At 38.8% G+C, this 17,145-nt stretch carries 14 protein-coding genes; 4 read left to right on the top strand and 10 right to left on the bottom strand.

The window, feature by feature from the left end; translation table 11 throughout:
- Positions 1-40: 40 nt before the first annotated feature.
- The 8 genes from ND811_RS15320 to ppk1 form a co-directional block, all read right to left on the bottom strand.
- Entirely contained in the window at positions 41-3,352 is a 3,312-nt protein-coding gene (locus ND811_RS15320) for an efflux RND transporter permease subunit (RefSeq protein WP_265352952.1), read from the bottom strand.
- Entirely contained in the window at positions 3,345-4,094 is a 750-nt protein-coding gene (locus tag ND811_RS15315; protein WP_265352953.1) for a hypothetical protein, read from the bottom strand. Before ND811_RS15315 ends, ND811_RS15320 begins: the two co-directional genes overlap by 8 nt.
- A gap of 1 nt (position 4,095) precedes the next feature.
- Positions 4,096-5,103 carry an efflux RND transporter periplasmic adaptor subunit gene (locus tag ND811_RS15310; RefSeq protein WP_265352954.1) on the bottom strand — a complete coding sequence of 336 codons (1,008 nt, stop codon included), beginning with the start codon at positions 5,101-5,103 and terminating at the stop codon, positions 4,096-4,098.
- A gap of 1 nt (position 5,104) precedes the next feature.
- The gene (locus ND811_RS15305) at positions 5,105-6,523 is read right to left on the bottom strand and encodes a TolC family protein (RefSeq protein ID WP_265352955.1); all 1,419 of its coding nucleotides are present in this window, start codon (positions 6,521-6,523) and stop codon (positions 5,105-5,107) included.
- Positions 6,524-6,625: 102 nt separating this feature from the next.
- Positions 6,626-7,003, bottom strand: a complete 378-nt coding sequence (locus ND811_RS15300) for a hypothetical protein (RefSeq protein WP_265352956.1) — start codon at positions 7,001-7,003, stop codon at positions 6,626-6,628.
- A gap of 264 nt (positions 7,004-7,267) precedes the next feature.
- Positions 7,268-7,597 carry a hypothetical protein gene (locus tag ND811_RS15295; RefSeq protein ID WP_265352957.1) on the bottom strand — a complete coding sequence of 110 codons (330 nt, stop codon included), beginning with the start codon at positions 7,595-7,597 and terminating at the stop codon, positions 7,268-7,270.
- 120 nt (positions 7,598-7,717) lie between these two features.
- Positions 7,718-9,130, bottom strand: a complete 1,413-nt coding sequence (locus ND811_RS15290) for an FAD-binding oxidoreductase (protein WP_265352958.1) — start codon at positions 9,128-9,130, stop codon at positions 7,718-7,720.
- A gap of 10 nt (positions 9,131-9,140) precedes the next feature.
- Entirely contained in the window at positions 9,141-11,285 is a 2,145-nt protein-coding gene (ppk1, locus tag ND811_RS15285; protein ID WP_322113480.1) for a polyphosphate kinase 1, read from the bottom strand.
- Positions 11,286-11,310: 25 nt separating this feature from the next.
- On the opposite strand from ppk1, the gene fliD reads away from it, so the two are divergent.
- Positions 11,311-13,233 (top strand): flagellar filament capping protein FliD, encoded by a 1,923-nt coding sequence (fliD, locus tag ND811_RS15280; RefSeq protein ID WP_265352960.1) that lies wholly within the window; start codon positions 11,311-11,313, stop codon positions 13,231-13,233.
- Positions 13,230-14,192, top strand: coding sequence for a hypothetical protein (locus ND811_RS15275; protein WP_265352961.1), 963 nt, complete (start codon positions 13,230-13,232; stop codon positions 14,190-14,192). Before fliD ends, ND811_RS15275 begins: the two co-directional genes overlap by 4 nt.
- Here ND811_RS15275 and ND811_RS15270 read toward each other — a convergent pair.
- Entirely contained in the window at positions 14,189-14,404 is a 216-nt protein-coding gene (locus tag ND811_RS15270; RefSeq protein WP_265352962.1) for a hypothetical protein, read from the bottom strand. The two genes, ND811_RS15275 and ND811_RS15270, sit on opposite strands and share 4 nt — an antisense overlap.
- 75 nt (positions 14,405-14,479) lie before the next feature.
- Between ND811_RS15270 and ND811_RS15265 the strand changes: the two genes are divergently transcribed.
- Positions 14,480-15,301, top strand: a complete 822-nt coding sequence (locus ND811_RS15265; protein ID WP_265352963.1) for an HAD family hydrolase — start codon at positions 14,480-14,482, stop codon at positions 15,299-15,301.
- Here ND811_RS15265 and ND811_RS15260 read toward each other — a convergent pair.
- Complete coding sequence (locus ND811_RS15260; protein WP_265352964.1) at positions 15,275-16,126, bottom strand: class I SAM-dependent methyltransferase; 852 nt, start codon at positions 16,124-16,126, stop codon at positions 15,275-15,277. The two genes, ND811_RS15265 and ND811_RS15260, sit on opposite strands and share 27 nt — an antisense overlap.
- Before the next feature lie 112 nt (positions 16,127-16,238).
- Here ND811_RS15260 and dapF point away from each other — a divergent pair, with 112 nt between their 5' ends.
- Positions 16,239-17,081, top strand: a complete 843-nt coding sequence (gene dapF / locus ND811_RS15255; RefSeq protein ID WP_265352965.1) for a diaminopimelate epimerase — start codon at positions 16,239-16,241, stop codon at positions 17,079-17,081.
- Positions 17,082-17,145 lie beyond the last annotated feature (64 nt).

Here is a 17,145-nt window from a genome sequence, read left to right as displayed (position 1 = left end):
AATAGGAGAAACGGGTATTTACTAAATATATGAAAAGAATTTAAGTTCCTCTCTTTTTCTTAGCAGGTTTTTTCTTTTTCGTTGAGGTATTTTCAGCCTCGTCATCATCTTCTTCCAAAGGTTCTTCGCTTAGTTCGCTTACAAAATCGAGGAAAGGGATATGTTTTTTGTGACTCATCTCCTCTAGTTCTTTTGCATTTGGTTTTCTTTCACCCACAACAACCAAATATAAAGAAGGAAGGATTGTTAAAACAAGGCACATAGCAGAAAACAATCCTCCAACTATAACCGTTGCAAGTGGTCTTTGAACGTCGGATCCAACTCCAGTTCCAAGTGTAGCTGGAATTAATCCTAACAATGCTAATAACATAGTCATAAGCATCGGTCTAAGCTGAATGACTGCTGCTTTTTTTACAGCGGCCTTTGTTGTAATATCCGGTTCTTCAATGAGTAGATGGTTGGTTCTGGAAACAAACAATACACCGGCCATCGTTGCAATTCCAAATAGAGAAATAAAACCCACTCCACCTGAAACGTTAAAGTAATATCCCCTCAATAACAACGCATAAATTCCACCTAACAAGGAAAGCGGAATGCATGCTAATGCAACATAGACATATTTAAGGTTTCTATAGAGCATATAGAGAACACCGAAAATTATTAAGATTGTGATTGGTATAACAAGTGCTAATTTTTTTCCAACACGTGATAAGTTTTCGTATTGCCCGCCGAATCTAATTTCATAGCCATCAGGAAGTTTGATTTTTTTCTTTACTCGTTTTTGAAGTTCGGAAACAAAACCCCCTTGGTCACGTCCGCGAATGTTAGTTCGTACGGTTACGACCCTACGTCCCTCTTGCCGAAAAATCATAGTAGGTCCATCAATTACTTCGATATCGGCCAATTGCGATAAAGGAATTCGTTCTCCTTTTGGTGAAATGATCGGCATGTTCTCTATAGCTTGTTTAGAAGCGCGGTAGTCTTTTGAAAATCGAACAACAATTCCAAATCGTGCTGGTGTTTTGGGAGGAATATCGGAAGGACCTTCATACAAGGTGCTCACTCGTTGCATTCCAATCGCAGCTTCAATCATTTGTTGGATATCGATTACGTTAATTCCAAATCTTGCTGCGGCTTCGCGATTGATGTTGATGGTTAACTGAGGGCTTTCTGCTTCTTGTTCAATACCATATTCACTAGCTCCCTTCATTTCCTTAATTTCTTTAAGAACTTGGTTTCCAATTCCGCGCATAATTTTTAGGTCATTTCCGGATACAAATACGGCAAGGTCGGCTATGGTACCCATAATGGCTTCTGAAAGGTTGTCCATAATTGGTTGGGAGAAGCTGACTCGCGCCCCTGGAAGTGTTGCTTCCAAATCATTTCTCATCCTGAGAAGTAATTCCTGTTTGGTGATTTTTTCCTTCCATTTGTTGTAATCTTTTAAACCAATTAAAACTTCTAGCCGGTTTGGAGGAAGAGGGTCTGTTCCATCATCGTTTCTTCCTAGCTGCGAAATAACAACGCTCACTTGTTCATTTTTATAAATCGTTTGTCTGATTTTTGGCATGAACTTTCTTGCTTCCGGTAAGGAGATACCTACTGGAAAGAAAATACGGATATTAAATCCTCCTTCGTCCATCTCAGGAAGAAATTCTGTTCCTAGGGAAAACATACCAATGGCAAGAAAAATGGTTACTACACTGAATGTGTATCTAACTGCCTTTTTTGATCTATTTACTATAAATTCGATAATGCGTTTGTACCGAACTTCAATCCAATCATAAACAGGGTTATGCCATTCAATAGGGCCTGGATTTTTTGATTCAAAATAAGTTTTGTAAATGATGGACATGAGTACAGGTATCACTGCCATCGCAAAAATTAACGCACCTAAGATGGCAAAGGAAATAGTGAAAGCCATCGGTTTAAACAATCGACCTTCAATCCTTTCAAAAGAAAAAATTGGTAGGTATGCTAAAATGATGATCAATATCGAAAATAGGATTTCAGTTCCTACCTCGGATGCTGCATCACGTGTAAATGCTAAGATACCGTGTGATTTTTCTTCAGGTGTAGCATCTCTGTATCTCCTCATGATGTTCTCCACCATGATGACGGCCCCATCCACAATGATACCAAAGTCGATTGCACCTAGTGAAAGTAAACTTGCCGGAATCCCGGTCATATTCATTAAGAGAAAAGCAAACAACATTGCAAAGGGAATGGTCGCTACAACTACAAGAGATGCTTTTACGCTTCCAATAAAGAAAATCAATACCAAACTTACGACAACTACACCTTCTACTAATGTTTTACCAATCGTGCGAAGAGTATAGTTTACTAAATCAGTTCGGTCATATGTATTACGGAGTTGGACACCTTTGGGGAGATAGTTTTCGTTAATTTCTTTTACTTTTTCACGAATTCTTTCACCCATTTCGTTAGGATCGCCCCAACGACGCATGGCCACCAAACCTTGAACAGACGAATCGACATCAATTAGTCCTTCTTCATCGTTCTGTATCGTATAACCTAAGACGCCACTAGGAATCGGATGTGAAATTTCAACCGAACCTAAATCTCGAATAAAAACAGGTACTCCATTTACTGTCTTAACAACAATGTTTTCAATATGTTTTGGTTCTCTAATGGCACCAAGAGAACGAATCGGAAATCCTTGTTCCCCTTGAAGGAGCAAGTTACCTCCCGTGTTCAAGTTGTTTTCTTGAATTGCTTTAATAACATCACCGATGGTTAACTTATAACGAATTAATTTATCGGGGGAAGTGACCACATGGTATTGTTTTGGTAAACCTCCAAATGTTACTACATCGGCAATTCCTGGAATTTGTAACATCTTCGGCATTACAATCCAATCTTGGATGGTTCGCAGTTCCATAGGTGTATGGTTTTCTGATGATTCTACAACATAACGATAGATTTCACCAACGGGTGAACTCATTGGTCCAAGTGCCGGATGAACATCTTCAGGGATATCTGCATCGGCAACTCTTTCCATAAGTCGCATACGAGCAAAATAATCATCTGTTCCATCTTCGAATACAAACTGAAATACCACTAAACCATTGATGGTTCTTGATCGCCTTACAGCAACTTTAGGAATTGCATTTAATACCCGTTCAATGGGAAGAGTGACTCGCTCTTCTACTTCTACCGCAGCTTTTCCAGGGAATTTTGCAATGAGCCGAACTTGAGTGTCTGCGATATCTGAATATGCTTCTTTGCGTATATCAACCCATGCCCAAATTCCAAATAAAACGGCTACTGCTGCCGCGATGAGTGTGGTGATACGATTTTTTAATGCTGTTTCAATAAAATCTTTAATCATGATATTCCCTCGTATTGAAGAGGTAACCCATTTGTAGTAATAACTGAGGGTTTTTATAGTCGCCTTGTCCAACACCTCCACCTACTTGCAAAAAGAAGTTTCCAAGTAAGAAGTCGTAAGTCAGACCAATATATCTTTGTGATAGGTGAACTCTTTGTCTTTCTCGACTTTCATATTCTAAGAAAGTACCAATGTTGCTATCGATGGAGTTTACATAAGATCGAATGAGCAAATCTTCCTGAGAAGGATCTCTCCTGTTGTATCCTGGTATATTTACACCGGTTGGATAAGAAGACTGACCTCCACGGCCAACCTCAGGCGCAAATGGATTTACTTCAAAGTATCCGCCAACAATAGAAATACTATGTGCAATGACAGGTGTTTTCCAAAAAGTATAACCTAAATCTACTTGACCACCATACCAATGAGGTCCCCAAGCACCACCTGATCCACGTAAGACGATATCTTTGAAGTAGTAACCTAAGTTAAAATTTATACTTGCAGGAGAGCCAATAGACGCGCCGTAAACCCAGAAATTGGTAGATTTTGGAAGTCTTTTTGCGTCTAAACTATCTGCTTTTAATTTTTCGTCTTCACCAAAGGCTGACTGGTCCGATTTTGTTGGTGTCCACTCCGGTTTGATATCATTTCCCTCTCTATCTTTTGGGTAAGGAGTGGTTTGTGCGAACAGTGAAAAACCGAATAAAAAAACGGCGATAGATAAAAAGATAAGTTTTTTCATATTAAAATCCAAAACTTAAACCTTTCAAAAGGATGGAGCCTTGAATGGCTACTTTTTCACCAGGAGAAAGACCTTCGATAATGTTTACTCTTTCTTTTGTTGAAATTCCTAGAACTACTTCTCGCCTTTTGAATGTTAGTGGTTGCTCTTCAACAAAGACATAGTTTTTTCCTTCAACAGTAACGATTGCAGTATAAGGAAGTACAACACTGTCACCGCCAGTTTGCTCAGGGAATTTTACAACTCCAAACATACCTGGCTTTAATCTGTACTTTTCGTTGACTACGATGATTCTCATTTTTGCCGTTCTGGTTAGAGGATCTACGTTATCTCCAATTGCTTCTGCTGTTCCGACAAACTCTTCATCTGGAAAAGAAGCAAATACAACTTTCACTTTTTTCCCCTTACGTAATGTAGAAATTTGAGATTCAGGAACATCAGTAATGATCCATGCTTTTAAACTTCCCGCTGTACTTAGTTCACTTGGGTTCAAACCCTGTGCTCTAAGTTTACCTTCAAATTCTGCAAGTTCAGCTGCGTCGTTACCAGCATCCGTTTCTGATTCGACCAAATCTTTTTCAGTTGCGACACGATGAACAAACATGTCTTTGATCCTGCTTAAGTTTTTATTGGATCTATGGAGTTTGTTTTTTGCATGAACATAACCTACGTAAAGATCATTCAATTCCGCCGATTCAAAAAGTATGATACGAGCTCCATTACTAACTGAAGGAGAAGTTGATGCTATCAATCTTGCGGGAGCTTCTAAACTGACAAATTCTCCACCGCCTCCAATGGCCGTTGATTTTACGATGTCTAGGCCCGGACTACCTGGTTTAAATACGATACGAAGACCATCGTCAAAAACTTCTGCTTTCTCTGGATGTTTGTGAATTGGCTTTGCTGGTTTGGAAAAAATCATAAAAATGACAGCAATGACTACAAGAGCTACCCCTGAAATTAGGAGGATTTTAGCCTTTTGGTTCAAAGATTTTATGGTGATTAACATTTTATTCCTCAGATTTAGGATTAGTTTGATTTTCAGTTTTAGGGATAAAGATTCCTTTACCCACAGCATAGTTTACATTTTCAATGGCTTCCATTCGGTCTGTTTGGAGTTTTAACATCTCAACAATACTGGAGCGATAAGTTTCAAAGAAATCAGCGAATTCCAAAATGGTTATGTATTTCTTTTCATAACTCATGATCATATCTAAAGATAAGCTTCCGTAATCTTTAATATATGCGTTACTAAAACGTTTATAAAGTGCATCTTTGATACGCGCAGACTGGTAAGCTACTGCAACTTCGTTTTCTACTTCAAGAATATTGTTCTTTAACTCTTGTTTGCGGACAAGGATAGCTTTTTCAGCAGCTTGAATATTACCTTGGTTTCTGTCAAAGAGAGGAACGTTTAGCTGAGCTGTGACTCCCCAATAATTTTGGAAAGCAGTTCCACCTCGGTTATAAACTGGTCCAAATGATAAATCAGGAATGGCATTTGCGTATTGAAGTTCCAAGTTTGCTTCTTCGAAACGTAATGTTTGTAATGATTTTTTTAGGTCAGGTCGATTCTCGCGAGCAATCTCCACTAAGTCTTCTAATTTTACTTGATTAGGAACAATTTTATCTAATTGGGTTTCGTTAACATTTGGATTAAATTCTACTCTTGCATCACGATACAAGTCATCGTTCAAAAGAACTTTTAAATCTGCTTCCTTTTCGTAAACTTTGATGGCAAGGTCTTCTCTTTCTTTTTTCAGAAAGAATAAGAGAGCTTTCAAACGTAAATGTTCTGCTTGGAGGAGTGCTCTTCTCTTGTAAGCGAGTTCCGAAGAATCGACCGTTTTTTCAATTGAGGCAATACTTTGGTCGTAAAATACAACAGCTTTTTTATAAAAGTATATTGTATAAAACGTTCTTCTCAGTTTCGTAATGACCGCGCGAGCTAAATCATAAAACTCTTGTTCGGATATCTTTGCATTGAGTTCTGCTACTTTGACTCGTTTATCAATTTTTCCACCGAGTAAGAATACTTGTTGGATTTGAACAACAGACTGTCCTGATCTTGTTGTATCAAAATACCTTTGCGTTGGTTCTGCAAAAATACTTTGATCGATGGCAATGTTAGGATTTGCATAGAGTCCCGCTTGTAAAATGCCTGCTTTTTTTACATCAATTTGGAAGCGAGATGCAATGAGTAAAAGATTGTTTTTCCAAAGCAATGTTTCTGCAGATTCCAAGTCAATGTCACGAATCAACTTTTGATCATCAGGATAAAGACTAGATCCCAAGGACGATCTTGGATTTTCATCCGAGAGTTGCCTTTTAAGCGCTTCACTTGCCTGTGCGACGCTCTCTTCCCCCCATAAATAGGTGGTAGAGAACACAAGAAAGAGGTAGATACCGATTCTTTTACGAAAACTCATAAATTACCAAACATTAAAAAATTAAGAAAATGAAAACATAGGTATGGCTCTATCCTTTCGAACTAAGGACATACCTTGATCCTCAGCTAAAGCTGAAGTAGATTAAAGTAAAGAAACAGGGGGAGGAATATTTAAGAGGAGTGAGGAAAGTAAGCTAGGAACGTAAGTTCCCTCTGAAATCAAATCAACATAACTAACCAAAAGCGATTCGGAAAATAAATCGGATTTGCTTTCGTTAAAAAAATCTAAAAAGTCCGCTCTAGTACGACTTAGTGTAGCAGAATCATCAATAGAAGAAATCTTTTGATTATCGATTGCTGTATCTTCAGGGGTTTCAAGAGAGGAGGAATAAGACTTTTTAATTTGGTGGAGATTTGCTTCCAAATATTCGGAAACTGTGTCTGATGTACCATCTAACGGGAAACCTACGGTTACCGTTAAAAGTAGAGCTATCAGTTTTGCCGACCAGTTTGCCGTCATATTGTCCACTCATTCATTTTGGCTTAGATACTCAATTCTAAAATATTTCTAATGTTTCAGACAAATCCTAAACATTGAACATATTGGCTAGAATATAGGAAATGAGACGGAGGAGTTTTCAAAAAAAAGACTGTCCAGAGTCAGGAATTCCCTGGAACAGCCGCAAGAATCTTTGGCAAATGAGAAACAAATCTTAGGAAACGTTGAAAATATAAAAACATCCTGTGTCCCTCACGGGACACAGGTTTAAGCGGTAGAGAGGAGTTAAACGGGTGGAGGTAAACTTAGGTAATGAGAGGCTAAAAGGCCTGAAACAAAAGAGGAGTGGAGATTGTGGTTATGTGTTAAGTGAAGGGTCGAAAGTGTAGTCTGACCTTTCCCATTCCAAGTAAGCACATCTTCTAAATCTTTTGTACCTGAAGTTTCTTCAGAAGAAGATTTTTGAACCGCTGCAGTAAGAGAACTTGAAAGTTGGCCCTTTCCGCTCACTCGACTGGATTTGGCTCCGCGAGTCCGAACGAGAACATTTTCTTCTGAAAGAAATGCGCTGCTCAGGGAAATTGTGAGTAGGGATATCCCAAATATTTTGATCACATTCCTGAACATAGTTACAGTATAGACCGTCTCTGATTAAAATCTAGCTTTTTTTTGGTGTGTGCCTATAAAATAAGCAGATCGACCAGGATTTTTCGGAAGATCTGCCTTTGCTTGCAATTAAAGCACTTTTCCAGGGTTGAGGATTCCTTTGGGGTCAAAGGCTAATTTGATGGCCCTCATCGTCTGAATTTCTGACTCGGAACGCGAAAAGTTCAAATAGTCCTTTTTCAAAAGTCCAATTCCGTGTTCTGCAGAAATAGATCCTTTGAATTTTTGGATGAGGTTAAACATTTCTGGATCCACTTGTTTGCATTGGGCAAAAAATTCCGTATCGGATAGATCTTTTGGTTTAACGATGTTTAGGTGAAGGTTTCCATCCCCGATATGTCCAAAAAGAGCAATATGAAACCCTTGGTATTTTTTTGTCAAAAGGGAAGTCATCTCATCTAGGAAAGCTTCCATGTTGCGAAGTGGAAGAGAGATATCATTTTTGTGAACTGTATATGCGAGGGACAGAGATTCTGAAATCCCTTCGCGATACTTCCAGAACGTTTCATTTTGGCGAGAGTTTTGCGCAATGGAGCCATCGGTGATGAATTCTTTTTCGGTGATGGACTCTAAAATGGAATAAAGTTTTTCTTCGTCCGTTTCACCCCCCACTTCGAATTCCATTAAAACATAGTACTTGCTAGATATTTGAAAAGGGTCAGGAACTCCTAAATGTTCTTTTACTTTTTCTAAACAATAATCGGTTAAAAACTCAAAAGCAAGGAGCGGTAAATCGAAGTTATGTGTTTCTCGAAAAATTTCTAAAATGTTTTTGTATTCCGGAACCGCAAGAAAAATCACTCGAATGTCTTTGGGTGGTTTGGTTAGTTTCACTACTGCTTCGGTAATAATTCCTAACGTCCCTTCCGAACCAATAAACAGATGTTTGAGGTCATATCCAGTATTGTTTTTTAAGATCTCTCCATTGAATCTATAGATTTCACCTTTCCCATTCACAACAGTAAGACCAAGAACCCAATCTCGAATCAGTCCGTAGTGAACCACACGCACACCACCGGCATTGGTGGCAATATTCCCTCCGATATGGCTTGAACCAGTAGCTGCAAAATCAACAGGGAAATAAAAGCCACGTTCTTCCGCTTCTTTGTGTAGGTTTTTTGTGATCATTCCAGCTTGCACATGTAAGGTGCCTAGAAAAGGGTCAAAATCAACTACTTGGTTCATTTTTGCTAACGATAAAACTATTTCGCCATTTTTAGCAACAGCGCCGCCAGCGTAACCCGTTCGTCCGCCAGAAGGAACTATAGAAATTTCGTTTTTGTAAGCATAAGTAACAACTGCCGCGACATCTTCTGTAGTTTCTGGAAAGACAAGAACTTGGTAGTTCGGAGGATAAACTTTAGTCCTATCTGTTCCATAGGAATTGAACAATGCCTCATCCATAGTTCCGTCATTTTTTTGTATGACTTTTTTTTCGCCAATGAGTCCAGCTAAATCAGTTTTCGTTTTCGTAAAATCCATTCATTATCCTTTAGATATCAACCATATCAATTTGAGAGTTTACCGCTGGGTCATCATCCCCTGGAGTCAAACGTGTGTATGTTCCGTCTGATTCTAAAACCCTCGCTTGCGTGTTATCGCGGAGAAGAAGTTCTAGAATTTTTGCGATTCTTTTCCTATGTTTGTCTTGTAAGATGGGAAACATAACTTCAATTCGGCGAAGAAAGTTTCTTGGCATACAATCCGCAGATGCCAAATACACTTCTGGTTTCCCACCGTTTTCAAAACTATAAATCCTAGAGTGTTCCAAATACCGTCCTACAATGGAGCGAACATTGATCCTATCCGAAACCCCCGGAATTCCGGGCCTTAAACAACAAATCCCGCGAATGATTAAGTCAATTTTGACTCCAGCTTGCGAAGCTTCATAGAGTTTTAATATTACATCTGGATCCACAAGAGAGTTCATTTTAAAAATCACACGAGCTTGTTTTCCGTTCTTTGCATTGTCCGTTTCCCTTTGAATGAGGTGAAGGAATTCCTCTTTTAGAAAAGTAGGAGCTGCATAGATTTTGGATAACCTGGGCATTTTGCCGGAACTTGTGATCGTGTTAAAAAGAATCGCCACATCTTCTGTGATCTCAGGATTTGCCGTAAATAAACTTAAATCTGTATAAAATCTTGCAGTGGTGGAGTTATAGTTTCCTGTTCCTAAGTGGACATATCGATTGAGTTTATCATCTTCACGTCTAACAATGAGTAACATTTTGCAATGGATTTTGAGTCCAACTACACCATAAACAACATGTACACCGCTATCTTCTAATTTCTTTGCCCAACGAATATTTCTTTCTTCATCAAACCTAGCTTTGAGTTCCACAAGAACAGTTACCTGTTTTCCATTCTCTGCCGCTTCTCCCAGAAATTGAATAATGGGTGAATCTCCAGAAGTTCTGTACAAAGTCATCTTAATTGCAAGGACCTTAGGGTCTTGGCTTGCGATCTTTAACATATCTTCAATGGATTTAAAACTTTCGTACGGGTGGTGGAGCAGGTGGTCGTTTTTGCGAATTTCAGAAAAGATAGATTCACTTTTTTTGGCAGCAAATCCAGATTTGGGAACAGGATAGGAATATTTCAGATGGCTTGTTTTTTCTAAACTTTGAAAAAACATCATATCGTTTAAACTGAGTAAGGTGGGAATTTCCATCACTTGGTATTCTTCTAGTTCTAAAAGTCCGCGTAATAGTTCTTTGATATGGCCTGCACCTGCATGAACATCCAAACGAACAGCATCTCCCCACATCCGATTTTTTAATTCGTTTTTCATCGTTGTGAGAAGGTCGCCGATGTTTTGTTCTTCATTGATCGAGATGTCCGCATCCCGAACAATTTTGAAAGTATGGATTTGTTTTACATTCATTCCATAAAAAAGATCACCTAAGTGCAGTTTTATGATCTCTTCTAGTGGAAAATATCTTCTTACATCAGTGTCTTTATTTGGAGGTAATTGTAAAAAACGTGGAAGTACACTCGGTACTTGTACAATTGCGAAAAGTTCTTTTGCTTTGTTTTTATCATCATCAGAATATAATGTGATTCCTAAATTCAATGTCCTATTTAGAATATGTGGGAAGGGATGCGATGGATCGATGGCAAGAGGTGTGAGAATGGAAGATACTTCCCTTTTGTAATAATTTTTTACAAACTGAATGTCATCACCAGCAAGCTCACTTGGGTCCTGTACAACTACGATTTTGTTTTCTTTAAGTTCGACAAGGATTTCGTCTAAGGATTCATATTGCCTTTTGACAAATTGTCCCACTTTAGAATAAAGTTCAGCTATCGTTTCGGAAGTTCGTTTACCGTTTAGGCTTCGTTCTTCTATTCCCGCATTTTTTAAGTTGAGTAGGCCCGCCACACGAACCATAAAAAACTCGTCCAAATTGGATTCTGTGATACAAAGAAATTTAAGACGTTCGAGGAGAGGGTTTTCTTTGTCAAAGGACTCTTCCAAGACACGATGGTTGAAGTCGACCCAAGAAAGTTCGCGGTCGAAGAAGATATTTTGGTTCCCCAGTTCTATTTTTTCTGTAGGGCTAGCAGTCATAATTCTAGGATTTGGGAAGGAAAAAATTCTGTAAATTCCTAATCCTTTTGTAGATTTCGACGACATTAGATTCAGAGGAATTGGGGACGATATGCCAGCTTACACCATGCCGGGTCTAATGACTGGGCAAAATACAAACGATATCGTTAAAAAACTGGTCGAACTCGAACGCCGACCCATAAGAAGGTGGGAAACCGAAAATGAGTATGCCAAGGCTCAGATGCAAATCTGGGGAGAAGTGAAAAATCTTTCCACGAACCTGCAAACCAAAACCCGAGCCCTTGTCTCTTTTACGGCCCCCTTTGCTACAAAATCGGTTTCCTCTTCGGAAGAAGGGGTAATTACCGGTGAGGCTTCTCGGGCTGCAAAATCTGGAGACAGAGCCTTAGAAATTATCGAGATGGCAAGCAAACATCAGTTATCTGGTGTTGCAGTCGATACCGACATTCGTTTGCCAGAAGGTAGTTTTACTATTTTTTCTGGAAAATCAAAAGAAACAGTGACCTTCCCTGGTGGTTCTCTCGGTGAACTCACAAATGCAATTAAGAATATGGCTGGGTCGCTTGCAGAAACTTCCATTATCAAAATTGATAAGGATTCCTCCATCCTCACGGTAACTTCTGTAAAAACCGGTAAAAAAAATGAACTTCAGTTTTCGGATCCCAATGGAATTTTGAAATTGGCCGGCCTTGTTGGTGAAAACAAAGCAAGTTTAGAAAATACAAATCAATTATTATCTTTAGATGTAATAGGATCCAAAGTTTGGGACCAAACCAAATTTAAAAAGTCGGATTTAGAAACAGAAAAATTATTACAAACAGAAGAAGGGATTACGATTAAACCTGATACTGCTTTCTCGATTCCTCTTGCTGTAACAGAAATCAAAGAAAGAGCTTTTGTTGAGGTAGAAATCGTTGGTGAAGCTCCAGCGGTAATGGAAATGGGAATTGGATTTGAAAAGGAGGGAAGTGTTCGTAACAAATTCCTTCCTATTACCAAAACAGAATCTAAGTATATTTTCCCAGCTGGTGATTTTGCTTCAGATAAAAATTTAACAAATATTATTTTATCAAATGCGGCAACTACTCCTGTTCTTATTAAATCAGTCACTCTTGTGACACCGCCTGCACCTGGTACTGCTGAACCATTAAAAATATTACAAGAAGGAAAAGATCTAAAAATCAAAATTGATGGTGTGGAAATCACTCGTGAAACAAATGATTCCATTGCTGATGTTTTGGAAGGTATTTCTTTCAATGTTCACAAAGTTACAGAGAAGCCGGTAACTCTAAAAATTCATGTGGATCATGCTAAAGGTTCTCTTCTCATCAAAGAATGGGTGGATGCATATAATGAACTCATGAGGTTTTCGAAGGAAGTTACTTCTGTTGAAAAAAATGGCAAAATTTCTGATAAAAAAGAAAGTGATGATTCTAAATCGGCAGACATCTCAAAAGATTTTTGGGACAACAAATCGAAATCAGGAATCCTTGCTGGTGAAAATGCCATCTTAAGACTCATTGCTTCTTTGAAAACAACAGCAAACTCGTATTATCCGGCGACAAAAGAAAATGGATTTAGAGTATTAACGGACATCGGTATCTCTACGGGAGCAGTTGGATCTAACTGGGAAAAAATCCAAGATGGACTTTTACAAATTGATCAGGAACGTTTGATTTCCGTCCTCTCTGAAAATCCAGATGGGGTAAGGGACTTATTTGCCTCTGATCCAAATAACGATGCAAAGATGGAAGAAGGGGTTGGGATTCGCCTTCTCGAAATTCTAAAACCTTATAATCAATATGCTTCTGGGATTGTCACAAGCAAAGTAAAACTTCTGGAAGAAAGTGTTGCAGGCAATAATAAAAAAATCAAAGAACATGAGTCACATCTCATTAGTTTTGAAGCCAAACTGAAACAAAGATTTCTCTATATGGAACAAGGTGTGGGGAAAAACAAATCAGTGGGGAACTATTTACAGAATAATATGTTTAGAGGGAACGGTGGGGAATGATGAATATTTATATCAACGAACAACAATTAGATACTAAACTAGATGGCGAAACAAACCTCGGCCAAGTGTTGGATGAAATTCAGAAGTGGATTGAATCCAATGGGAAGTATCTACGTCATTTCACGGTCAATGGGAAAGAACTAAATCGTTCCGATCTAAATGCAGTGGGTGTGGATGAAACCGAACGTTTGGATTTATTTGTGGGTGAAGAACTAGATGTAATTGAAGACAGTCTTTGGGAAGTCGACAACTACGTTGATAAGGTGGGAAGCACCCTTGTGGGTCGTGATTCTCTGACGGAAAAGGAAACAGAGGATTTAAAAGAAGGAATTCCTTGGATCATTTCTATGATTCGTACCACTACGAAACTTTTGAATTTAAACTTAAACCTCATCCAACCAATGGGGAAAGGTAAAAACGTAGAGGAAATTTTGGAATCTTTGCAAAATGGATCCGAAGTTTTAGATTCCACAAAAGCAATTGAAACTTTTTTGGAAGACCTTCGAGATGTAAAACTTTTCCTTATGGATCTAAGCACTCGCCTTGCTGTGATGCGTATGGATGAAAGTGAACTGATTGAAATCATTTCTAGATTTGTGGATGATAAAGAAAAGGTCATCAAAGACTTTATGTTGGTAAATGAAAACTTCCAATCAGGAAAAGACCATTTGGCATCTGAGATTTTAAATGATGCGGTTGGTCGTTTAACGGGTCTTATGTCGGCACTTGTGTCGATTCAAACTCGTCATGCGGAACTTGATTGGCAATCCCTAGCCATTGAGGATAAAAAACTTACCGATGTGATAACAAGTTTGAATGAGACTTTGTCAAACATTGCCTCTGCAATGGAGAAAAATGATATTGTTTATGCTGGAGATATTTTGGAATACGAACTTCCTGAACTTCTCAGTGATTTCATTCCTTTCCTTTCTCTTGTTTTAGAAAGAGTCAAAGTTTAAGGATTTGGTTCTTTGGGGAATCGGGTGGCAATCCGGTTCCCAATTCCAAACAAAACTCCCACAGAGAACACCACTCCTCCCCAAATCAAATTAAGATTCCAACCCAGGGATTTTTCATACATAGAATCAGACCAAGTCCAAACTCCATAGAGAGATAAGATAAGTCCAAGAATTAAGAATAACACTGCCAAAATGGAGGAGAGGGAGATCATGGCGAAACTCTATCGGAAGAAGCAATAGAATACAAGTAAATATTAAAAACCAAACCGTTGACAGAAAGTTTGTCTATGGTTTTCTTTTCTGATATGGCTTTGTTTTTGGACTTAGACAATACCCTTTTACCTTCGAAACCGGCATATGAATTTGCCATTGGCGAATGTGCCAAAGATTGGAAAGAGCGAGGATTAGGTGGTGATTTTGTTTCTTTATACGATTCTGCTAGAAAAAAAGTAAAAATCCAACTAGAAGGCCATAGTTCGAACCGTTTACGGTTACTTTGTTTTAAGTTGATGTTAGATGTTGTGAAAAATCAATCCAACGTAAAACAAGAACCAAGTGATACAAACCCGACGGCCCTAAACGGATTCCAAACAAAAGACATCGTTGACGTTTTGTGGATGGAAGAAAGATATCATTTCCATTTTTTGACTTATTTACAAACGGAAGCAAAAAAGGAAATCTACCAAACTAAATTATTTCCAAAACTTGTGGCTTTATCCGAAAGATTTCCAATTTTTCTAACCACCAATGAAACTTTGAGAACTCAATTACTAAAAGTATCTTCTTTTTTACCGGAAGTTTTTCGTTTTACACTGATTACTTCCGAAGAAGTGGGATTTGAAAAACCATCCACAAAATTTTTCTCTTACGTATTAGAAGCAGCCAAAGAAAATCCAGAGGATTGTATTTTACTTGGAGATAATTGGGAAGATGATGTTCTGGGAGCCAACCGCCACGGAATCGCAAGCATTCACATTCCTACAATGTGGGGAACGGGTGCGGGTGTGGCAGAGTATCCTTTTGAATCTTCGGCACCGATTTGGACAGCACCGAATACAGTTTTTGCCTTAGATTTCGCTGAATTATGGCTTCTTAAGCGTCAAAAATAATGTATTGTTCCAGTTGATGGTACTAAAACTCAGAGTAAAGATTAATTTGGTAAAATAATAGTAACCTAACTTTAAATAAACGGCAAGTTTACTTTTGCTACCTGATACCGAAAGAATGGGCATAAGTACTTTGTACTTTGGTTCAATAAACCCGCATTGTTTTCCCAGTTCCGCTAAAGTGTGCATCTTGTAATTGTTTACATGGTCTTTGGCTTCTAGGTAATGAACACCTTCCTTCATCCCTTTTAGTTTTACCTTTAAGTTTGCTTTGGCAAGTTGGATCGGAAAGTTTGGAGTTTGTAAAAAAAGGATCCCACCAGGTTTCAGTAGACCATGTAGGTAAGTGAGTAAAGAATGTGGTTTGGGAATGTGTTCGATCACATCCCATAAAGTGATGATATCAAAACTTTCTTTGGGAAGTTTGGAATCCTGAACAAGGCCGGCATAAACCGTTTTCATTCCATTTTGTTCGTTGGCAAATTTGACAGCTTGTTTGGAAATCTCATAACCAACGGCAGACCAACCTGGCTTTTTGGTTAGCACTGCCTTCACAAAAAATCCAAGGCCACAACCTACATCGAGAAGGTTTCCTTTATCCGATTTTAAGTATGTGGAAATAAAATCGGAATACACTGCGCGGTGTGCATCATCCCACCATTTTAAATCATAGGTTTGTTCTGCCCCGTTCCAATAACCTTCGTAATGTTCTTCTTGTTCATAAGAGGAATAAACATGACCGCAGTTTTTACATTCTAAAATGGGGGTTCCATTTTCATTGAAAACGGTTTTGGACTCGGAAGATTGGCAAAGGATACAAGATTTCATGCTCTATTGAGTCAGTCTAACTACTGAGAACAAGGGTCAAACTAAAAAACCTTGATCTGGCTTGCCAACATTCATAGTGAAAAAAACATGGGGTGAGATAAGAGAGGAACCGATGAAAATTAACTTCACCAAAATGGAAGGAATTGGAAATGACTACGTGTATATCGATGCCACGAAAAATGATATCCGTCTGAGTCCAGAACAAATCCAAAAACTATCCGATCGCAATTTTGGAATTGGTGGAGATGGGGTGATTTTTATTCGTAATTCAAAAACCGGTGAATTCCAAATGGACATGTACAACTCCGATGGAAGTTCCTCTGAGATGTGTGGGAATGGAGTTCGTTGTGTGGGAAAATTTGTTTTTGACCACGGCCTTACTAAAAACCAAAAGCCAACCATTGAAACAGGAAAGGGAGTCCTCACCCTCGACTTAAAAACGGGAAACAACGGAAAAGTAGAAATGGTGACTGTGGATATGGGGGAACCCATCCTCAAACCATCACTAGTTCCCATTGTATGGGCAGGTAACGATCCAGTCATCAACCAAGTATTAGAAGTCCAAGGAAAGCAGTATCATTTTACGGCTGTTAGCATGGGAAATCCACATTGTGTGATTTATGTGGATGATGCCGATGCCTTCCCGGTTCGGGAAATTGGCCCTCTGATTGAAAACCATCCATTATTTCCACGAAGGGTGAACGTGGAATTTGTTTCTGTTCGAGGAAAAGACCATCTCTACCAAAGGACCTGGGAAAGAGGAGCTGGGGAAACCTTAGCTTGCGGGACTGGAGCTTGTGCTGTAACCGTTGCTTCTATCTTAAATGGAAAAACGGGACGATCCGTACAAATTGATCTGAGAGGGGGAACCCTTCATATAGAATGGAAAGAAAACGGATCAGTGATGATGACAGGACCTGCAAAGGAAGTGTTTTCTGGAGAGGTAGAAGTTTAGATAGAATATACCTTGAATGTAAATCGGCCATAGTGCCGATTTTATAGTTGAACATCAATTAACA

The organism is Leptospira soteropolitanensis (assembly GCF_026151655.1).
Lineage (GTDB): Bacteria > Spirochaetota > Leptospiria > Leptospirales > Leptospiraceae > Leptospira_A > Leptospira_A soteropolitanensis.
The sequence above is the reverse complement of the archived record's forward strand: the minus strand, read 5'-3'. Positions and strand labels throughout refer to the sequence as shown.